This is a genomic window from Agrococcus citreus (assembly GCF_039527715.1).
In the GTDB taxonomy this organism is placed as follows: domain Bacteria; phylum Actinomycetota; class Actinomycetes; order Actinomycetales; family Microbacteriaceae; genus Agrococcus; species Agrococcus citreus.
The window spans coordinates 572,068-590,855 of sequence record NZ_BAAAKK010000001.1 but is presented as its reverse complement, the minus strand read 5'-3'; the positions used below and the strand labels follow the sequence as shown (position 1 = coordinate 590,855).

The 18,788-nt window shown below is 73.3% G+C and carries 19 protein-coding genes and 1 tRNA gene; 6 read left to right on the top strand and 14 right to left on the bottom strand.

Features of this window, described 5'->3' with window-relative positions:
* Positions 1–3: 3 nt before the first annotated feature.
* The 6 genes from ABD106_RS02885 to ABD106_RS02860 all read right to left on the bottom strand — a co-directional run bounded on the left by ABD106_RS02885 (position 4) and on the right by ABD106_RS02860 (position 4,979).
* Positions 4–219 (bottom strand): twin-arginine translocase TatA/TatE family subunit, encoded by a 216-nt coding sequence (locus ABD106_RS02885; RefSeq protein ID WP_343917101.1) that lies wholly within the window; start codon positions 217–219, stop codon positions 4–6.
* A gap of 86 nt (positions 220–305) precedes the next feature.
* A complete protein-coding gene (locus tag ABD106_RS02880; protein ID WP_343917099.1) occupies positions 306–1,250 on the bottom strand; it encodes a helix-turn-helix transcriptional regulator in 945 nt (314 codons plus the stop codon).
* Positions 1,247–2,254 carry a helix-turn-helix transcriptional regulator gene (locus tag ABD106_RS02875; RefSeq protein WP_343917097.1) on the bottom strand — a complete coding sequence of 336 codons (1,008 nt, stop codon included), beginning with the start codon at positions 2,252–2,254 and terminating at the stop codon, positions 1,247–1,249. Before ABD106_RS02875 ends, ABD106_RS02880 begins: the two co-directional genes overlap by 4 nt.
* A 10-nt stretch (positions 2,255–2,264) precedes the next feature.
* On the bottom strand, positions 2,265–3,245 hold the full coding sequence (locus tag ABD106_RS02870; protein WP_343917095.1) for an FKBP-type peptidyl-prolyl cis-trans isomerase: 981 nt from the start codon (positions 3,243–3,245) through the stop codon (positions 2,265–2,267).
* Between the two features lie 31 nt (positions 3,246–3,276).
* A complete protein-coding gene (locus tag ABD106_RS02865; RefSeq protein WP_425545703.1) occupies positions 3,277–4,311 on the bottom strand; it encodes a tRNA (adenine-N1)-methyltransferase in 1,035 nt (344 codons plus the stop codon).
* Positions 4,308–4,979: an HAD family hydrolase gene (locus ABD106_RS02860; protein ID WP_343917093.1), complete on the bottom strand. Its 672-nt coding sequence runs from the start codon at positions 4,977–4,979 to the stop codon at positions 4,308–4,310. Before ABD106_RS02860 ends, ABD106_RS02865 begins: the two co-directional genes overlap by 4 nt.
* 104 nt (positions 4,980–5,083) lie before the next feature.
* Between ABD106_RS02860 and ABD106_RS02855 the strand changes: the two genes are divergently transcribed.
* Entirely contained in the window at positions 5,084–6,025 is a 942-nt protein-coding gene (locus tag ABD106_RS02855; protein ID WP_343917091.1) for a PAC2 family protein, read from the top strand.
* Between the two features lie 66 nt (positions 6,026–6,091).
* Here the strand turns inward: ABD106_RS02855 and ABD106_RS02850 are convergent, their stop codons facing one another.
* Genes ABD106_RS02850 through ABD106_RS02840 form a run of 3 tightly spaced genes read right to left on the bottom strand, consistent with a single transcriptional unit; the run spans position 6,092 to position 9,570 of the window.
* Entirely contained in the window at positions 6,092–7,360 is a 1,269-nt protein-coding gene (locus ABD106_RS02850) for a cysteine--1-D-myo-inosityl 2-amino-2-deoxy-alpha-D-glucopyranoside ligase (protein ID WP_343917089.1), read from the bottom strand.
* 10 nt (positions 7,361–7,370) lie between these two features.
* Positions 7,371–8,204, bottom strand: a complete 834-nt coding sequence (locus ABD106_RS02845) for an undecaprenyl-diphosphate phosphatase (RefSeq protein ID WP_343917087.1) — start codon at positions 8,202–8,204, stop codon at positions 7,371–7,373.
* 43 nt (positions 8,205–8,247) lie between these two features.
* Entirely contained in the window at positions 8,248–9,570 is a 1,323-nt protein-coding gene (locus ABD106_RS02840; RefSeq protein ID WP_425545702.1) for a M20/M25/M40 family metallo-hydrolase, read from the bottom strand.
* Positions 9,571–9,656: 86 nt separating this feature from the next.
* Between ABD106_RS02840 and ABD106_RS02835 the strand changes: the two genes are divergently transcribed.
* Together ABD106_RS02835 and ABD106_RS02830 are read left to right on the top strand one after the other, a co-directional pair.
* Positions 9,657–9,742 (top strand) — tRNA-Leu (locus ABD106_RS02835).
* A 152-nt stretch (positions 9,743–9,894) separates the two neighbouring features.
* Entirely contained in the window at positions 9,895–10,137 is a 243-nt protein-coding gene (locus ABD106_RS02830) for a PspC domain-containing protein (protein WP_343917083.1), read from the top strand.
* A gap of 141 nt (positions 10,138–10,278) precedes the next feature.
* On the opposite strand, the gene dinB is transcribed toward ABD106_RS02830, so the two are convergent.
* Positions 10,279–11,538, bottom strand: coding sequence for a DNA polymerase IV (gene dinB / locus ABD106_RS02825; RefSeq protein ID WP_343917081.1), 1,260 nt, complete (start codon positions 11,536–11,538; stop codon positions 10,279–10,281).
* Between the two features lie 62 nt (positions 11,539–11,600).
* On the opposite strand from dinB, the gene ABD106_RS02820 reads away from it, so the two are divergent.
* Complete coding sequence (locus tag ABD106_RS02820; protein ID WP_343917079.1) at positions 11,601–12,404, top strand: SGNH/GDSL hydrolase family protein; 804 nt, start codon at positions 11,601–11,603, stop codon at positions 12,402–12,404.
* Positions 12,405–12,420: 16 nt separating this feature from the next.
* Here ABD106_RS02820 and ABD106_RS02815 read toward each other — a convergent pair whose 3' ends face one another.
* Positions 12,421–13,683, bottom strand: a complete 1,263-nt coding sequence (locus ABD106_RS02815; RefSeq protein WP_343917077.1) for a D-alanyl-D-alanine carboxypeptidase family protein — start codon at positions 13,681–13,683, stop codon at positions 12,421–12,423.
* Positions 13,680–14,498, bottom strand: coding sequence for a TrmH family RNA methyltransferase (locus ABD106_RS02810; protein ID WP_343917075.1), 819 nt, complete (start codon positions 14,496–14,498; stop codon positions 13,680–13,682). The genes ABD106_RS02815 and ABD106_RS02810 overlap by 4 nt, the downstream gene beginning before the upstream one ends.
* Before the next feature lie 23 nt (positions 14,499–14,521).
* On the opposite strand from ABD106_RS02810, the gene ABD106_RS02805 reads away from it, so the two are divergent.
* Positions 14,522–15,367, top strand: a complete 846-nt coding sequence (locus tag ABD106_RS02805; RefSeq protein WP_425545701.1) for a Sir2 family NAD-dependent protein deacetylase — start codon at positions 14,522–14,524, stop codon at positions 15,365–15,367.
* A 112-nt stretch (positions 15,368–15,479) separates the two neighbouring features.
* Here ABD106_RS02805 and ABD106_RS02800 read toward each other — a convergent pair whose 3' ends face one another.
* Both ABD106_RS02800 and ABD106_RS02795 read right to left on the bottom strand, forming a co-directional pair.
* Positions 15,480–16,559, bottom strand: a complete 1,080-nt coding sequence (locus ABD106_RS02800) for a glycosyltransferase family 4 protein (protein WP_343917071.1) — start codon at positions 16,557–16,559, stop codon at positions 15,480–15,482.
* A 3-nt stretch (positions 16,560–16,562) separates the two neighbouring features.
* Positions 16,563–17,453, bottom strand: a complete 891-nt coding sequence (locus ABD106_RS02795) for an alpha/beta fold hydrolase (RefSeq protein WP_343917069.1) — start codon at positions 17,451–17,453, stop codon at positions 16,563–16,565.
* A gap of 48 nt (positions 17,454–17,501) precedes the next feature.
* Here ABD106_RS02795 and ABD106_RS02790 point away from each other — a divergent pair, with 48 nt between their 5' ends.
* Positions 17,502–18,338, top strand: a complete 837-nt coding sequence (locus ABD106_RS02790; protein WP_343917067.1) for an exonuclease domain-containing protein — start codon at positions 17,502–17,504, stop codon at positions 18,336–18,338.
* The last annotated feature ends 450 nt before the right edge of the window (positions 18,339–18,788 follow it).

Below are 18,788 nucleotides of genomic sequence, written 5' to 3'. Positions count from 1 at the left end.
GCGCTACTTCCGGTCGGTGGTCGACGTGGAGCCGTCGGTCTCGGTGGTCGCCGCCTCGTCCTTCAGCGTGCCGTCGCTCTTCACTTCCTTCTTCAGGATGTTGACCGACTGGCCGATGCTGCGCGCGAGCGCCGGCAGCTTCGCGGCACCGAACACGAGGATGACGATGATGAGGATGATCCACCAGTGCGATGCTGCGTTGCCGAAGAAGCCGGGCATGGTCGTGTCCCCCGTCGTGTGCCGTCGGGACCATCCTACCGTGCCGGGCGTCCGGCACCCTCACCCCCAATCGGGGGCGGTCGGCGTCAGCCCTGCTCGGCCGCGGCGGCTTCGCCGTCGCGCAGGGCGTCGACCGCGAAGCGGTGCATCGCGTGGCGCAGGCTCGCGGGCGCCACGATCTCGGCGTCGCCGCCGCACGACGCGACCGCGCGCAGCACGCTCGCCTCGCTCCACACCTCGACGTCGATCCGCACGCGCTCGCCGTCGACCGAGACCGGCTCGCTCGTCGCGTAGTCGGCGAGCATCGCGGCGGCGGCGCGCGTCGCGACGATCTGCGCCGTGCCGGCGACGACCCGCTCGTGCGGGGGCAGCGCGTCGGGCCACGCGTCGTCGACAGGCTCGATCGCCTCGATCCGGTCGAGCCGGAAGGTGCGCATCCCCTGCCGGTCGAGGTCGACGCCCTCGACGAAGACCTGTCCCTCGCGCAGCTCGAGCCGCACCGGCGCGACGCGTCGGTGGCTCGTGCCCTCGCCGGGCTTGCGGTAGTCGACCGCGAGCACGCGGCGGGAGCGGATGGCGTCGCGCACGATCTGCGCGGTGCGGGGCACGGCGAGCGCATCGACGGCGACCGTGTCGGCGCCCGACGATGCTGCGCGGCGCAGCTTCGCGCGGAGCGCCTCGACGCGGGAGGGCGCGGCATCGGTGTAGCCCGCGACGAGCGTGAGCCCGGCGATGAGCGCGCTCGCCTCGCGCGGCGACAGCCGCACCGTCTCGTCCTCGAACGCGGGTCGCATCGTGACCGAGATCACGTCGCTCTGCTCGAAGGCGTCGAAGTCGATGTCGAAGCGCACGAAGTCGCCGGCGCCATCGGGCACCCCGGCCATGAAGACGCGCTGCACGGCCTCGCGGATGCGCTCCTCGTCGACGCCGAAGTGGTTCGCCGCCTCCTGCACGGTGACGGAGCCGGCCGCGCTGACGTACTGGATGAGCGAGAGGAGCAGCCCGAGGCCGCGCTCGACGCGGGGGTTCACGCGACGCTCCGGTCCGCGTGCAGATCGCGGATGCGCTCGAGCCGCTGGCGCACGAGCTCGCGCTGCTCCTGCGGCCACACGACCGAGACGTCGGCGCCGAATCCGGCGAGCTCGTCCGCGACCAGGTTGCGGTCGGCGTGGTGGATGACGAGCAGGCCGTCCTCCTCGACGGTGTCCGGGCGGTGGCGCAGGCGGATGTCGGCGTCGCTGCCGGGCACGACGTGCACGCGCACCGTGGCGCTGCGCCAGATCTCCTCGAGCTTGGCGATCGCGGCGGAGGCGGCGTCGGCGGGCGCCTCGAAGGGGCGCTTCGGCGCTCGGTCCTTGACCGGCGAGACGATCCGCTGCATGAGGAAGGTGCGCGTGTCCTCCGCGCCGAGGTCGTGGCCGACGAGCATCCATCGGCCGCGGAACAGCACCGTCGCCCACGGCTGCACCGTGCGCGTGCGCGGCGTGCGCTCGCCAGGCTTCAAGTAGTCGAAGACGACCTCGCGGCCGCGATCGGCGGCGCGCTTGAGCGCCTGGAACGCGCTCTCGCGCGGGCGCTGACGCGGCTGCAGCACGGCTGCCTCGCTGCGCCCGGGGGTGCGCTCGAGCGGCAGGCCGCCGCGGAACTCGGGGTCGGCGCGCAGCTTGAGCGCGGCCCGCTGCGCCTCCTCGGTGAGCCCGCCCTCGTGCCAGACGCGCAGCGCGAGGTCGAGCAGCTCGCGCTCGTCGGCGTCGAACTGCAGCTCTGCGGGGTCGCCGAGCACGCCGTCGAGCACGCGGTAGCGCGCGTCGTGGTTGCTGTCGTCGCCCGGGGGCTGCACGACGTCGATGACGATGCCGAGCTCGCGCAGCGCATCCTTGTCGCGCTCGAACATGCGCTCGAGCGCATCACCGGGACGCTGGCCCTGGTAGCCGGCCACGCGCTCGAAGAGCTCGTGCTTCGTGACGCCCCCGCGGGTGTCGACGAGTGCGAGCAGCAGCGAGAACTGGCGCTCCTCGGCCTCGATGCGCGGCATCAGCTGGCCGTCACTCGGCGGCGGGCTCGAGCCGGTCGAGGATGTCGATGACGAACAGGAGGTGCTCGCCCTCCCCGATCGATGCCGGGCGCGTGGCGGGGTCGTCGTAGCCGAGCTCCTGCGGGATCGAGACGACGACCTGGCTGCCGATCGGCTGCCCGACGACCGCGTCGACGAAGCCGGGGATGAGGTTCGCGTCGTCGATCGTGAAGACGGCGGGCGCGCCCTTGTCCCACGACGAGTCGAAGACCTCCTCGGTCTCCCAGACGATGCCGGTGTAGTGCACGAGCACGCGGTCGCCCTCGGCGACGTCCTCGCCCGTGCCGCGGATGCTCTCCATGACGGTGAGCTCCTCGGGCGCCGCGCTGCCGGGGAACGTGACGCCGGGGCGGCCGTCGGGAGCGAGCGCGATCGCCGGCATGCCCTCCTGGCCGGGGCGGGCGCTGCCCTCAGCGCGACCGGGGCGCACGTCGCTGACGCCGAGCACGACGACGGCGGTGTCGACCGGGGTGATGTCGAGCTCGGGCGAGGCTGCGTTCGGGCCGAAGAGGCTCGAGATCGTCGTGGTCACCACGATGTTGGCGCCCGGAGCGCCGCACGCGAGCGCGTCAGCGAGCACCGACTCGCCGCCGACGGTGAGGCGCAGCGGCGTCGCGGGCGGCTGGCCCGCGGCGGATGCCTCGTAGGAGCTCGAGATGAGGTCGCCGGTCTTGCCGGAGTAGACGACGTAGTCGGCGTCGACGATGTCGCCCTCGGCCGCGCGCTCGCCGGAGCCGCCCAGCACCTGCGCCTGGTCGCCGTCGGCGACGAGCGGGGTCTCGAACTCGACCGTCGGGCTGCCCTCGGCGGCCTCGACGCTCACCTGGCTCGTCGCGCCGCCCGGCTGCAGGAGCGGCATGCAGCCGTCGATGCTGCCTGCGGGCGCCTGGCACGCGGTGAGGCCGGCTGCTGCGACGAGCAGCGCGGCGATCGAGAGGGGGCGTGTGCGCACGGCGGTGCCTTTCGGGGTCGGGAGACTCGGGTCAGTCTACCTGCGCGGTCGAGGCATCCTCGTCGCCGTCGGGCTGCGCTCGCCCAGCCGCCGGGCGACCGCCGCTCGTGATCGCCTCGGCCTGGATGCGCGCGTCGCGCGCCGCTCGGCGCGCTCGCTTGTCGCTCGGGGTGCGGTCGCCCACGGCACCGGGGGTCCACGCCTCGACATCGGCGTCGGCGAAGTCGGCCTTCGCTGCCCGCCGACGGAACGACGGCAGATCGACGCCGTCGGCGACGCGGCGCGCCGTCATGAGGAACCCCGTGTGCGCGACCATGCGGTGGTCCGGGCGCACCGCGAGGCCCTCGACGTGCCAGCCGCGCACGAGCGTCTCCGACGACTTCGGCGCCGTGAAGTGACCGTCGGCGCGGATGGCCTCGACGGTGCGCGAGAGCTGGGTGACGGTCGCGACGTAGCAGAGCACGAGGCCGCCGGGCCGGAGGGCTCGCGCGGTCGCCTCGACGCAGTCCCACGGCGCGAGCATGTCGAGCAGCACGCGGTCTGCCTCGCCGTCGGCGACGTGCGCCGGCAGCTCCTCCTCGAGGTCGCCGAGCACCGTCTGCCAGTTGGCGGGCCGCTCGCCGAAGAAGCCGGTGACGTTCGACTCGGCGACCGCGCGGAACTCCTCGCGGCGCTCGAACGAGACGAGCCTGCCGGTGCCGTGCAGCGCGCGCAGCAGGAACAGCGACAGCGCGCCGGAGCCGACCCCGGCCTCGACGACCGTGAGGTCGGGGTGGATGTCGGCGAAGCCGACGATGTGCGCGGCGTCCTTCGGGTAGATGATCGCGGCGCCGCGCGGCATCGACATGACGTAGTCGTGCAGCAGCGGGCGGATCGCGAGGTGCGGCGCCTCGCCAATCTGGACGAGCGAGCCGTCGTCGGCGCCCACGAAGTCGGCGTGGTCGACGGAGCCGTGCTGCGTGTGGAGCTGCTTGCCCTCCGTGAGCACGATGGTGTTCATCCGCTGCTTCGGGCCGGTGACCTGCACCACGTCGCCCCACTGGAAGGGACCGGTCCTGCCCATCATGCGCGGGCCTCTCTGATCGCGGCCGCCAGATCGGCGGGGGTGCGCCCCGCAAGGGTCGGCCAGTGGACGACACCCGGCACGCGCGAGACGTCGACGGCGTGCGGCACGCCGATGGTCGTGATGCCGGCGGCGAGCGCGCTCGCGACGCCGGTGAAGGAGTCCTCGATGGCCACCGCATCCGCCGCGTCGACGCCGAGCAGCGCCGCGCCGCGCAAGTAGGGCTCGGGGTGCGGCTTGCCCTCGTCGCACTCGTCGCCCGCGACGGTCGCGTCGAACGGCGTCGAGCCGAGCGCGGCCGCGAACGCGGCCTCGACGCGGTCGACCAGCGCTCGGGTCGACATCGTGACCAGCGCGACCGGCACGCCCGCGTCGCGCAGCTGCCGGAGCAGCTCGAGCGCGCCGGGCCTCGCGGGGAGCGTGTCGCCGAGGTCGGCGATCACCTCGTCGACGAGCCGCTCGACGATCGCGTCTGCATCCATCGTCACGCCGCGGGCGATGAAGTGTGCCGCGCCGTCCCAGAGGTCGATGCCGACGAGCGCCGCGGCGTCCGCGGCCGTCCAGTCGATGCCGAACTCGGCGGCGAGGCGGGCCTCCGCGGCCATCCACGCGGGCTCGGAGTCGATGAGGGTCCCGTCCATGTCGAACAGCACAGCGGCAGGCAGGGTCACCGAGCCAGCCTAGCCGCGTCGGCGCCGGGCCCCGCGCTCGGCCCCGACCTGGGCTCCACCGCGCGCGCGTAGACTCGACCCTCGACGTGGAGGAGGTGCCAGGAGTGGCACGAGGACCGATCGAGGGCCGCATCATGGTGGTCGCGTTCGAGGGCTGGACCGACGCTGGAGACGCCGCGAGCGGTGCCGTTCGACGGCTCATCGACGCATGCGGACTCGAGCCGTTCGACGAGATCGAGCCCGACGAGTTCGTCGACTTCGCCATGCACCGGCCCGTCATCCGCACGCTCGAGGACGGCACGCGCGCGCTGCAGTGGCCGTCGACGATCGCCTACGCACCCACTCGGCCCTCGAGCCGCGAGGCGCTCGCCGAGGACGCGGGGCTCGATGTCTCGAGCGGCAACGAGGGCGAGCTCTTCGCGCTCGTCGGCGCAGAGCCGAGCCGCAACTGGGCGGCGTACGCGGCCGAGTTCCTCGAGATCGCGCGCGGCTGCGAGGTCGAGGCGATCGTCTTCGTCGGCGCGATGCTCGCCGACGTGCCGCACACGCGCCCCATCTCGACGGCGATCTCGAGCGACAGCCGCGAGCTGCAGCAGCGGCTCGGCGTGCTGCAGAGCGAGTACGAGGGGCCGACGGGCATCATGACGGTGCTCTCCCTCGCCGCGCAGGAGGCAGGCATCCACACCGCGTCGCTGTGGGCATCCGTGCCCCACTACGTGCACAACGCGCCGGCTCCCAAGGCCGTCATCGCGCTCGTCGACCAGCTCTCGGAGATGGTCGACGTGACGATCCCGCTCGGCGACCTCGTCGAGCAGTCGGGCGAGTGGGAGCGCGGGATTGACGAGCTCACCGAGCGCGACGACGACATGCGCGCCTACATCGGCAAGCTCGAGGAGCAGCGCGACGCGGTGGAGAGCCCCGAGGCGTCCGGTGAGGCGATCGCGCACGAGTTCGAGCGGTTCCTGCGCGACGAGGGCAGCAGGCCCGCGCAGGACCCGAAGCCCGGCGACGACCCCGACGACGCACCGCCGGCACCGCCGGTCTGACACGCTGCCCCGCTGATCGAGTCGCTGCCGGACGCAGTCCGGCCGCGCATCGACGAGCGGGTGACGTCAGCGCGCGCGCACGCTCCTGAGGTCGATGCCGAGCAGCGCGTCGATCGCGGCGAGGCTGCCCTCGTCGGCGGGCGCACGCAGGATGAACGTGTCGACCGCCTGCAGCGCGGCGGGCGTGTGCAGGTCGTCGGCGAGGGTCACGCGCAGCCACGGCACGATCGACTCCGAGAGCGACGGGTCGTCATCCGGCGTCGTCGACCAGGCGAGCCAGCGGTCGAGCCGCTGCTCCGCGGCCTCGAGCTGCTCCGGGAACCACTCCCAGTCCTGGCGCCAGTGGTGGTCGAGCAGCGCGAGCCGCAGCGCCTCCGGCCGCGCGCCGTCCTCGAGCAGCCGCGAGACCAGCACGAGGTTGCCGAGCGACTTCGACATCTTCTCGCCCTCGAAGGCGACGAGGCCCGCGTTGAGGCGTACGTCGCTGAACATCGGCGCCCCGAGCGCGAGCGCGTGGTGCCCCTGCATCTCCTGGTGCGGGAACCGCAGGTCGCGGCCGCCGGCGGCCACCGTGAACGGCGCGCCGAGCTCCTCCATCGCGATCGCCGTGCACTCGACGTGCCAGCCGGGCCGGCCGCGGCCGACGGGCGAGTCCCACGCGGGCTCCCCGGGCCGCTCCGCGCGCCACAGCAGCGGGTCGAGCGGAGAGCGCTTGCCGGGGCGGTCGGGATCGCCGCCGAACTCGCGCGTCAGCGCGAGCATCTCGGCCTGATCGGTGCGGCTGCCGGCACCGACCGGGAACTGGCGGTGCTTGGTCGTGTCGAACAGCACGTCGACGGCGCCCTCGCCGACCGCGTCGGCGGCCGGCAGCGTGTAGGCGTCGCCCGTGTCGAGCATCCGCCGCACCGCCTCAGCGATCGGCTGGATGCGCTCGGTGACGGCGACCCACGCGTCCGGCGGCAGGATGCGGAGCGACTCCATGTCGCCGCGGAAGAGCCGCTGCTGGCGGTCGGCGAGCTCACGCCAGCCGACCCCGTCGCGCGCGGCGCGCTCGAGCAGCGGGTCGTCGACGTCGGTGGAGTTCATCGCCGTGCGCACCTCGATGCCGGCGTCGAGCCAGACGCGCGTGAGCGTGTCGAACGCGAGGTACGTGAACGCGTGGCCCAGATGCGTCGCGTCGTAGGGCGTGATGCCGCACGTGTACATGGATGCGACGCGGCCCGCAGGCACCACGGCTCGGCCGTCTCGGCGCACGTCGTGCACGCTCGGCCGCTCCCCCGTGCCGTGCCCCATGGCGTCGAGGGACGGGACCGCGACTCGCTGCCAGCTCTTCATCGGGAGAACCTCACTGTGCCTGGATCCAGCCCGCGCTGAGCGCGACGAGCAGCACGGCGCCGAGCGCGATGCGGTAGACGACGAACGGCAGGAACGAGCGGCGCGAGATGAACGCCATGAGCCACTTGATGACGGCCATGCCGACGAGGAACGCGACGATCGTCGCCACGATCGTGGGGCCCCATCCGAGGCCGACCGAGGAGGGCTCCGAGATCGCCTGCGCGGTCTCGTAGAAGCCGGCGCCGAAGACGGCGGGCACGGCGAGGAAGAAGGCGTACTTCGCGGCGGCAGGGCGCTCGTAGCCGAGCGCGCGACCCATGCTGACGGTCGCGCCCGAGCGCGAGACGCCCGGGACGAGCGCGAGCACCTGCGCGAGCCCGATGAGCAGCCCGTCGCGGTAGGTGGTCGTCTCGAGCGTCTTCACGCGGCGGCCGAGCATGTCGCACAGGCCCAGCACGATGCCGAAGACGATGAGCACGATCGCGGTGATCCAGAGGCTGCGCAGCTGGTCGCGGATGAGGTCCTGGAAGAGCACGCCCGCGACCACGATCGGCACGGTGCCGATGATGACGAGCCATCCCATCTTCACGTCGGGGTCGTCCTTCGCGACCTTGCCGCGCAGGGCGCCGAACCACTTGGCGATGATGCGCGAGATGTCGCGCCAGAAGAAGACCACGACCGCCACCTCGGTGCCGATCTGCGTGATCGCGGTGAACGTCGCGCCCGGGTCCTCAGCCCCGGGCAGCAGCTCCCCGGCGATGCGCAGGTGCGCGCTCGACGAGATGGGCAGGAACTCGGTCGCCCCTTGCAGGGCGCCGAGCAGTATCGCGATCAGCCAGTCCATGGTCCTCGGGTGGTTCGGTCGGTCAGCAGCGCGGTGCGGCCGCTCAGTAGGTCAGCAGCAGGTCTTCGAGCACGTCGGTGCCGAAGTCGAGCGCCTCGAGCGGCACGCGCTCGTCGACGCCGTGGAACATCGCGGCGAAGTCGAGGTCGGGCGTGAGGCGCAGCGGCGCGAAGCCGTAGCCGCGGATGCCGAGCTCGGACAGCGACTTGTTGTCGGTGCCGCCCGAGAGCATGTACGGCAGCACGGGGGCATCCGGGTCGTGGCGGCCGAGCGAGGCGACCATCGCCTCGACGAGCGGGCCCGAGAAGGGCTGCTCGATGCCGACGTCGCCGTGCACGAGCTCGATCTCGATGTCGTCGCCGACGATCGCGCGGATGGCGTCGAGTGCGTCGGCCTCGCGGCCCGGCAGCGGGCGCACGTCGATGCGCGCCTCCGCGACCGACGGGATGACGTTGTGCTTGTAGCCCGCGTCGAGCATCGTCGGATTGGCGGTGTGGCGCAGGCTCGAGCGCAGGAAGCGCGAGACCGTGCCCGTGCGCTCGGCGACCGCGTCGGGATCGTCGTCGTCCACGCCGAGCAGCTCGGCGATCCGCGCGATGAGCTCGCGCGTCGTGTCGGTCAGCTCGACCGGGAACTCGTGCGCGCCGAGGTCGGCGACCGCGCGCGCGAGCTTCGTCACCGCGTTGTCGCGCATGTGCTGCGAGCCGTGCGCGGCAGTGCCGCGGGCGCGCAGCAGGATCCACTGGAGCGCCTTCTCGGCGGTCTGGAGCAGGTAGGCCCGACGACCGGCGATCTCGATCGAGTAGCCGCCCACCTCGCTGATCGCCTCGGTCGCGCCGGCGAAGAGCTCGGGGTGCTCGCGCACGAGCCAGTGGGCGCCGAACTCGCCGCCCGCCTCCTCGTCGGCGAAGAACGCGATGACGAGCCCACGGCGCGGCCGCTTGCCGGCGGCGAGGATGCGCTCGAGCGCGACGAGGATCATCGCATCCATGTTCTTCATGTCGACCGCGCCGCGGCCCCACAGGCAGCCGTCGCGCACCTCGCCCGCGAACGGGTCGACGCTCCACTCCGAGGCGTCGGCGGGCACGACGTCGAGGTGCCCGTGCACCACGAGCAGCGGCAGCGACGGGTCGGTGCCCTCGACGCGGGCGACGACGCTCGCGCGTCCCGGCGCCGACTCGAACGTCTCGCTCTCGACGCCCATCGCGGCCAGCACGGCGGTGACGTAGGCAGCCGCATCCGCCTCTCCGGACGATCGTCCGCCGCCCCAGTTCTGCGTGTCGAAGCGGATGAGGTCGCGGGCGACGAGCGCGGTGCGGGAGAGGCCTTCGGTCACCAGCCAAGGGTAGCCGCCGAGGGTGGTCATCGACCGCCCGGGCGTCGTGCTAGAGTCGTCTCTCGGTCCTGCAGTGCGGTTTCGCACCGCTGGATCACACCTGGTGGAGACACCATGCGCGGGTGGCGGAAATGGCAGACGCGCTAGCTTGAGGTGCTAGTGCCCGTACTAGGGCGTGGGGGTTCAAGTCCCCCCTCGCGCACAGAGAGAGGCCCGGAGCGGAAGCTCCGGGCCTCTTCCCGTTCCCGGGGTGAGTCTCTTGCCCTCCCGGGGTGAGCCTCTTCGCGTTCCCTCGGGGAGCACTGCGCGGATGCGGCACTGCCGACGCTCGGGTGGCACGGCTACGCTCGCGCCATGGCCTCCGTCTTCGACTCCATCCGCTCCTCCGGCTTCCGTCGCGGTCCCGAGCGACTGCTCGCCGGCATCTGCGGCGGCCTCGCCGCCAAGCTCCGGATCAACGTCTGGATCGTCCGCATCCTGACGCTGCTGCTGTTCGCGCTGCCGGTGCTCGGCTGGGGCGTCTACCTCGTCATCTGGGTGCTCACGCCGAACCAGTCGGGCTCCATCCCGCTCGAGCGCTGGCTCGGTCGCCGCTGACGCGTCGCGTCTCGGTCCGGCTCGGGTGAGCCGTGTGCACGCTCTCGCTGCCCGCGGCCGCGACCGCCCGCAACGCGGTGCACCTGAGGCGCCTCACCGCATCCTCACCGCTGCGTGTGCGCGCCGTCTGCGCTCCGCGCCTCAGTCGCCGCCCGACGGCCCCGTGTCGGCGCGCTTCCGCTCGCGCCGCAGCATGCTCGCGGGCGCGACGGCAGCGGCCCCGAAGCGGTCGTGCACGGCGTCCATCGCACGCTCCGCGCTCCCCCACGTCGCCGAGTCGTCCCACAGCAGCCCGAGGTCTGCTGTGTCCTGCACGCCGCTCGCGCGCACACCCAGCAGCCGCACCGGCGGGATCTCGCCCAGCGCCTCGAGCAGCGACCACGCCGTCTCGACGATGACGCGCGTCACGTCGGTCGGTTCGGGCAGCGTCCGCGAGCGGGTGATGGTGCGGAAGTCGTGGAAGCGCACGGTGAGCGTGATCGTGCGCGCCTGCACGCCCGCATCGCGCAGCCGCCGCCCGACGCCGGTCGCGAGCCGCAGGATCTCGCTCTGCTGCTCGTCGCGGTCGGTGACGTCGTGGTGGAACGTGTGGTTGTGGCCGAACGACTGCTCGTGGCTCCGCTCCTGCACCGCCCGCTCCTGCACGCTGCGCGGGTCGCGGCCCCACGCGAGCGCCGCGAGGTGGGCGCCGGTCGCAGGGCCGAACCACGCCGCGAGCCGCTCGGGCGGCGTCGTGGCGACGTCGCCCACGGTGTGGAGGCCGTAGCGCGCGAGCCGCTCCTGCTGGGCGGGACCGACGCCCCACAGCGCCGAGACGGGCTGCGGGTGCAGGAAGCCGATGACCGCATCGTCGGGCACGACGAGCATCCCGTCGGGCTTCGCGCGCGATGACGCGAGCTTCGCGACGTACTTCGTGCCGGCCGCCCCGATCGACGCGACGAGCCCCGTCTCGGCCCGGATGCGCGCCCGCAGCGCGGGACCGATCCGGTTCGCGCCGCCCGCGAGCCGCCGGAGGCCAGCGATGCCGACGAACGCCTCGTCGATGCCGAGCCGCTCGACGTCGGGCGAGACGTCGTCGAGGATGCCCATCACCTGCGCCGAGAGCCGCTGGTACAGGCCGAAGTCGGGCTCGAGGATCACCGCGTTCGGGCACAGCCGCAGCGCCCTCGCCATCGGCATCGCCGAGTGCACGCCGTACTTGCGCGCCTCGTAGGTCGCGGCAGTGACGACCGACCGGGTCGAGTCGTGCCCGATCACGACCGGCAGCCCGAGCAGCTCCGGTCGGCTCAGCAGCGACGCGGAGGCGAAGAACGCGTCGAGGTCGACGTGCAGGATGGTCGCGGTCGAGTCGTCGACGCCGGGGCCGGAGACGAGGCGATCGGACCCGTCCTGCTTGCTCACCCCGCCATCGTCCCACGCGCCGCCGACATGCGCCGCGCGCGATCGCGCGGCAGGATGGGGGCATGCAGCATCCGGCCCTCGAGCACCCGTACACGCGCTACGTCGCCCTCGGCGACAGCTTCACGGAAGGGGTGGGCGACGAGGAGCCCCAGCTCCCGAACGGGGTGCGCGGCTGGGCCGATCGGGTGGCGGAGGAGCTCTCCCGCACCCGGCCCGACCTCGGCTACGCCAACCTCGCGATCCGCGGCCGGCTGCTGCAGCAGATCGTCGACGAGCAGCTCGAGCCCGCGATCGCGCTCGAGCCCGACCTCATCACCATCTCCGCAGGCGGCAACGACCTCATCCGGCCGGGCGGCGATCCCGACGCGCTCGCCGCGCGCATGGACACCGTGGTCGGCAGGCTGCGGGCGACCGGCGCCGAGGTCGTGCTCTTCAACGGACCGGACATCGCCATGACGCCGGTGCTGCGCGGCATCCGGGGCAAGGTCGGCATCTACAACGCCAACCTGCACGGCATCGCGGCGAAGCACGGCGCGCGCATCGCTGACATGTGGTCGGCGAGGGAGCTGCAGCAGCCGCGCATGTGGGCGCCGGACCGCCTGCACTTCTCGCCGTTCGGGCACCACGCGATCGCGATGCTCGTGCTCGACGTGCTCGGCGTGCAGCACGAGCTGACGGCGATGGAGCCCGAGCCGCTGCCGGCGCGCAGCTGGCAGCGCGTGCGCCTCGACGACCTGCACTGGGCGCGCGAGCACCTCGCGCCGTGGGTCGTGCGACGGCTGCGCGGTCAGTCGTCGGGCGACACGGTGCAGCCGAAGCGGCCGGTGCCGAGCCCCGTGCTGCCCTTCCAGCACCTGGAGGAGTGAGCGGGGCGGGGCTCGACTAGGACCAGTACCAGCCGAGCACCTGCGGCGCGTTCGTGACGCGCCACCACACGTCGGGCGCGAGCAGCATGCCGGTCGTGCGCACGGGCGCCGCGACCTCGCCGGCGTCGAGTCGCACCTCGCCGACCGCGGTCCCGGTCGACCCCGCCTCGATCGGCTCGGTCGTCGAGGTCCAGCCCGGGGCGTGGTCGGCGAAGACGTGCGCCTCGAGCGCACCGGTCGTCACCGCATCCGTCGTCGCGCCCCACGGCGCCCGGTACTCGGCGACCACCGTGTCCTCGGCGAGGATCGTGCGACTGCCGAAGTTGGGCCAGACGCTCTCGAGGAGCTGCACCATCGCCGCGTCGGTCTCGTCGGCCGCGATCGTGCCCATCACGATGCCGACCACGCGGCGCTCGACGCCGTCGACCTCGCGGATCGCGGTGACGAAGAGGTTGCGGCCCCACACCTTGAGGGTGCCGGTCTTGCCGCCGTCGATGTCGTGCTGGCCGAGCAGGCGGTTCGTGTTGGGCGCGAAGCCGATGCCCGGGATGCGCACCGACTCGAGCTGGATCGTCGAGAGCACGACCGGGTCCTCGACCGCCATGAGCGCGATGCGCGTGAGGTCGTCGGCGCTCGAGACGCTGCCGGCCTCGAGGCCCGCCGGGTCGTCGAGGTCGGTGTGCTCGAAGCCGTGCCGGGCGGCCCAGTCGTCGGCGGCGGCGAGGAAGGCGTCGATGTCGCCGAAGGCCCAGTTCGCGAGCGACCAGACGGCGTTCCCCGCCGAGTCGACGAGCGACCACTCGATGAGGTCGCGCTGCGTCACCTGCATCCCGCTGCGGACAGGAGCGACGGGGGCGTTCTCGGCGATCGCCCGCGTGAGCGCTCTGACGTCGTCGTCGTCGAGGGTGATCGTCTCGCCGCGGTCGTCGCCCTCGATCGGGCGCGCCTCGAGCACGACGAGCACGGTGACGAGCTTCGTGACGCTCGCCATCGGATGCGCCTCGTCGCTCCCGGTCGTCGCCCAGCTGTCGGCGCCGCCGTCGATGCCGACGACGCCGTAGCCAGCCGCCCTCGCGGTCGTCGGCCAGTCGATCGAGGGCTCGGGCAGCGGCTCGACGTCGGGCGTGACGGGGGTCGCGGCCACGACGGGCGTCGGCGCGAGCAGCACGGCTGCCCCGAGCGCGACGACGCCGACGAGCACGAGCGCGATCAGGATGCGCAGCATGACGACGAGCGGATGCGGCCTGCGGGCGCGCTGCGTCGCGGCGGTGACCGTCACGTCGCCGTCCGCTCGCCGGCGGCGCGGAGCGCCCACATGGCCACGGCAGCTGAGGCCGCGACGTTGAGGGAGTCGACGCCGTGATGCATCGGGATGCGCACCACCCGGTCGGCGGCGGCGATCGCCCTCGCACCGAGGCCGGGCCCCTCGGAGCCGAAGACGAGCGCGACGCGGTCGGCGGCATCCGCCGCGTAGGCGTCGAGGTCGACGGCGTCGTCGCTGAGCGCCATCGCGACGACCTCGAAGCCCGCATCGCGGAACACGGGCATCGCGGCCGGGATCGAGTCGATGCGCGTCCACGGCACCTGCAGCACGGTGCCCATCGAGACGCGCACGCTGCGGCGGTAGAGCGGATCGGCGCACGTCCCGGTGACGAGCACGGCGTCAGCGCCGATGCCCGCGACCGAGCGGAACGCCGCTCCGACGTTCGTGTGGTCGACGAGGCCGTCGAGCACGACGACGCGCCGGGCGTTCGCGAGCAGGGCCGCCGCATCCGGCAGCACGGGCCGCTGCATCGAGGCGAGCGCGCCGCGATGCAGGTGGAAGCCGGTGATCTGCTCGAGCACGGGCTCCTCGCCGACGAAGACCGGCACGTCGCGGTCACCGAGCAGCGTCTCGACCTGCGGGAGCCAGCGCGGCGCCACGAGCACGGAGCGCGGCTCGTGGCCGGCGCGGAGCGCCCGCTCGAGCACCGTCTGCGACTCCGCGATGTAGAGGCCGCGCTCGGGCTCGGTGCGGCGGCGCAGGGCGACGTCGGTGAGCCCGACGTAGTCGTCGAGCCGGGGGTCGTCGAGCGAGTCGATCGCGATGATCACGTGCGCCTCCCCCCGGTGCCCCGATGGACGAGCCTACCGGCGAGTACTGTGGCTGGGTGCTCGACGCAGCGATCGACCTCCTCCGCGGCAAGCGCATCGCGGTGCTCACCGGCGCGGGCGTGTCCACCGACTCGGGGATCCCCGACTACCGCGGCGAGGGCGCGCCCGCCCGCACGCCGATGGTGTTCGAGACGTTCCGCTCGAGCGAGGCGGCGCGCCGCCGCTACTGGGCGGGCAGCCATCTCGGTTGGCGCCGCTTCACCTCGGTGCACCCGAACGAGGGCCACCTTGCTCTCGCGCTGCTCGAGGAGGCGGGGTTGCTCACGGGCATCGCGACGCAGAACGTCGACGACCTGCACGAGCGCGCCGGCTCGGCGAGGGTCACGCACGTGCACGGGCAGATGCACACCGTGTCGTGCCTGCAGTGCGGCACGACCTTCGATCGCCACCGGATCGCCGCCGAGATCGAGGGGCTCAACCCGTGGATCGTCGTGCCCGACCAGGTGCGGCTGCAGCCCGACGGCGACGTCGAGATCGACCCGTCGCGCGACTTCGTCGTGCCCGACTGCCCCGTGTGCGGCGGGGTGCTGAAGCCCGACGTCGTGTTCTTCGGCGAGACGGTGCCGCCGATGGTGTTCGCCGAGGCGCGCGACATCGTGGCCGCGGGCTCTGCGGTGCTCGTCGCGGGCTCGTCGCTCGTCGTGAACTCCGGCACGCGGCTGCTCGAGGTGGCTCGCCGTGCGAGCGTGCCGATCGTGATCGTCAACCGCGGCGAGACGCGATGGGATGCGCGTGCCGCCGTGCGCGTCGAGGGCGGCACGAGCGAGTCGCTCACGGCGATCGCCGACGCCCTCGTCGCGCCGTTTTGACACCGCAGCCCTCAATGCGACGAAGGAGCGTTGAGCGCGGAGGTGTCACGGTCGAGTAGCACGGCGACGAAGGAGCCGCGCGTACCGAGACCCGGCTGCCCGAGCCCGCGCGTCAGCGCTTCCTGCGCCCGCGTCCCGCCCCCACGACCTCCTCCAGGAACGCCCCCAGCCGCTCCGCCGACGCGCGCCAGCTGAACCGCCGCGACTGCTCGAGCGAGTCGCGCGACGCGGCCGCCCACTCCCCCTCGAGCGACCGCACGGCGCGCGCGAGCGCATCCGCATCGCCGACCGGGAAGAACCGCGCGGCGTCGCCGCCGACCTCGCGGAAGATCGCGGTGTCGGCGACCACGACGGGCACGCCGAGGCTCATGGCCTCGAGCAGCGGGATGCCGAAGCCCTCGTCGCGCGAGGCGTGCACGAGCGCGGTCGCGCTGCGCAGCAGCTCGCCGTACTCCTCGTCCGAGACGCCGTCGTGGAAGACGAGCGACGCGCCGGGCGCCAGCCGCTCGAGCCGCTCGCGCGTGGTGGCGTCGATGCGGCTGCACAGGTGGAGCTCGTGGTCGGGCAGCAGCGCCGCGGCCCGCACGAGCGTCTCGACGTCCTTGTAGGGCATGAAGGAGCCCATGTAGACGAGCCGCCGCGTGGGCGGCGCGTCGTGCGCCACGGGATCGCCGAGCGAGGCGGCCGCGTTGGGCACGATCGCGACCGGCCGGCGCGTGAGCCGGTGGCGCCGGATGAGCTCGAGCGTCGTCTCGGAGATCGTCACGACGCCGTCGACGGCGTCGAGCAGCAGCCGCTGCGGCGCGTACGAGAGGTGGTACAGCCGCCACAGGCCGCGCACGGGCGCCGGGAGGCTCCGCGGCGGAGCCGGGTGGCGGTAGTAGATGAGGTCGTGCACGGTCGTCACGAGCGGCCACGCGCGGCCGACGGCGCCGATCGTCTGCATCGGCGAGTAGGCGATGTCGGCGTGCACGTGCCGCAGCCGCCAGGCCGTGAGCGGCTCGAGCGGCCCGGTCGGCGAGGGTCCCAGCACGTGCGGCAGCGCCGGCAGCATCGACAGCTGCCGCTCGTCGCTCACGAGCATGGTCACCTCGTGCTCGCGCGAGAGCTCGGCGACGAGCTCGGCAGAGAAGCGCGAGATGCCGTCGTGCCGCTCGAGCCGCACGTAGCGGCAGTCGAAGAGGACGCGCACGCGCTACCGCTCGGCGAGGAAGCGGCGGACGATCGCGGCGGCCTCGCGCGGCTGCTCGTAGTGCACGAGGTGGCCGACGCCGCGCAGCACCGAGAGGCGCGCGTCCGGGAACAGGCCGCGCAGCCGGTGCTGCTGCGCGAGCGGCGTGATGTCGTCGAGGTCGGCGGCGATGAGCTGCACGGGCAGCGTCACGCGCGGCGCGACCTCGCCGACGGTGTGGCGGATCGACGCGTCGAACGCCTCGAGCACCGCCCGGCGCGACGCGTAGCGCGAGAAGTAGCGGTCGTGCTGGTCGTGGATCCAGGCGCGCAGCGAGCGGTCGCGCGTCTTCGCCATGAAGGCGCTCATGCCCCGCACGATCGGCGGCGCACCGAGCACGGCGAGGCCGGCGCGCTCGGGCAGGGCCGCCGCCGCGCGGTAGTAGCCGAGCGCGAGGAGCGAGCCGATGCGGTTCGCGCCCGAGAGCGCGGGCGTGGCGATGGGGTTGACGAGCACGATGGCGGATGCATCGAGGCCTCCGGCCGCCGCGTGCGCGACGACGATCGAGCCGAACGAGTGCCCCAGCACGACGGGCGGCGCGCCGTCGGCGCCGCGCGCCTCCGTGGCGACGAACGCGCGCAACCACGAGGCGTACGCCTCGATCGAGGCGTGCGGCAGCGCATCCGACGCCCCGAACCCGGGCAGGTCGGGGGCGATGACGCGCACGCCCGGCAGGTGGGCGGCGACCGGCTCGAGCCCGTGGTGGTCGCCGCGGAAGCCGTGGATGAAGACGATCGGCGGCGCGTCCTCGGCGCCGTACTCGAACACGGCGGTGCCGACGCCGTCGATCTCGACCCGTCGTTCGCGCTGCGGCAGCGCGTCCAGGAGGGCGCGGTACGGGGACTCGATGGGCACCCGCCGAGCCTACCGGCGGGTGTGGGAGGTGGCGGCTACCGTGGGCTCATGGCAGACGTCCAGCTCAGCAGCACGACCCTCGAGCCGCCGCGCCCGACGCCGCTGCGGGCCGAGACGCCAGCCGAAGCAGCTGTGCCCGCGCCGGGAGGTCGGCCCGCGCAGCCCAACCTCGAGCGGCCGATCCTCGACGTCAGCCCCGACGCGCCCGACCGCTGGATCGACCGGCTCGTCGTGTTCGACCTCGAGACCACGGGTGTCGACCCGACCGAGGCGCGGATCGTGACCGCCTACGTCGGCGTGCTTGACGCGACCGGCACGGTCGTCGAGGAGCGCTCCTGGATCGTCGACCCGGGCGTCGAGATCCCCGAGGGATCGATCGCCGTGCACGGTGTCACGACCGAGCGTGCGCGCGCCGAGGGCGCCGAGGCGCCGGTCGCGGTGCGCGAGATCCGCGACACCATCGCGGCGCACTTCGCGAAGGGCCTCGCGGTCTGCGCGTTCAACGCCGCCTACGACTTCTCGCTCCTCGACGCCGAGTGCCGTCGCTACGGGCTCGACACGATCGTCGCGCGCCCCGTGATCGACCCGATGGTGATCGACCGGCGCGTCGATCGCTTCCGGCGCGGCAAGCGCACGCTCACGGTCGCGACCGAGGTGTACGGCGTCGAGCTGCTCGACGCCCACGACGCGAGTGCCGACGCGATCGCCGCCGGCCGGGTCGCGCAGGTGATGACGGCGAGGTTCCCCGAGCTGCGCATCGATCCCATCTCGCTCCACGAGCTGACCGCGACGTGGGCCGACGAGCAGGCCGCCGACTTCGAGCAGTACCGCCGCCGCACCGACCCGTCGTTCAGCGCGGGCCGGGGCTGGCCGCTCCGCCGGTAGCGCCCGGCCCCCGCGGCGTGCGGTGCCAGGAGGTGCACGCACGTGTCGTCTCGAGCGGCGCCAGGCGACAACAGCGTGCATCGGTCGTCGTGGTCCGCTGCGGCTGGGGATTCCTCGATGTGCACACCGTTGCGGCCCCGAGCCGCGCCAGACAACAACGGCGTGCACATCCCCGTGGACGGCGGCGCCGGGCGGGAAGAGAGGTGCACGCTCCGGTCGTCGAAGACGGCGCCAGCGGACAACAGCGTGTACCTCTCGTCCTGACTCACCGCTGACGTTGACGCGATGTGCACGCTGTTGTCGTCCCGAGCGGCCCCAGGCGACAACTGCGTGCATCTCCCGGCCTCGTTGGGTGCCAGGCCCGAGCCGATGTGCACCCTGTTGTCGTCTCGAGCGGCGCCAGGCGACAACAGCGTGCACATGCCACCGCCCGACGCCGCACGCGCCGCC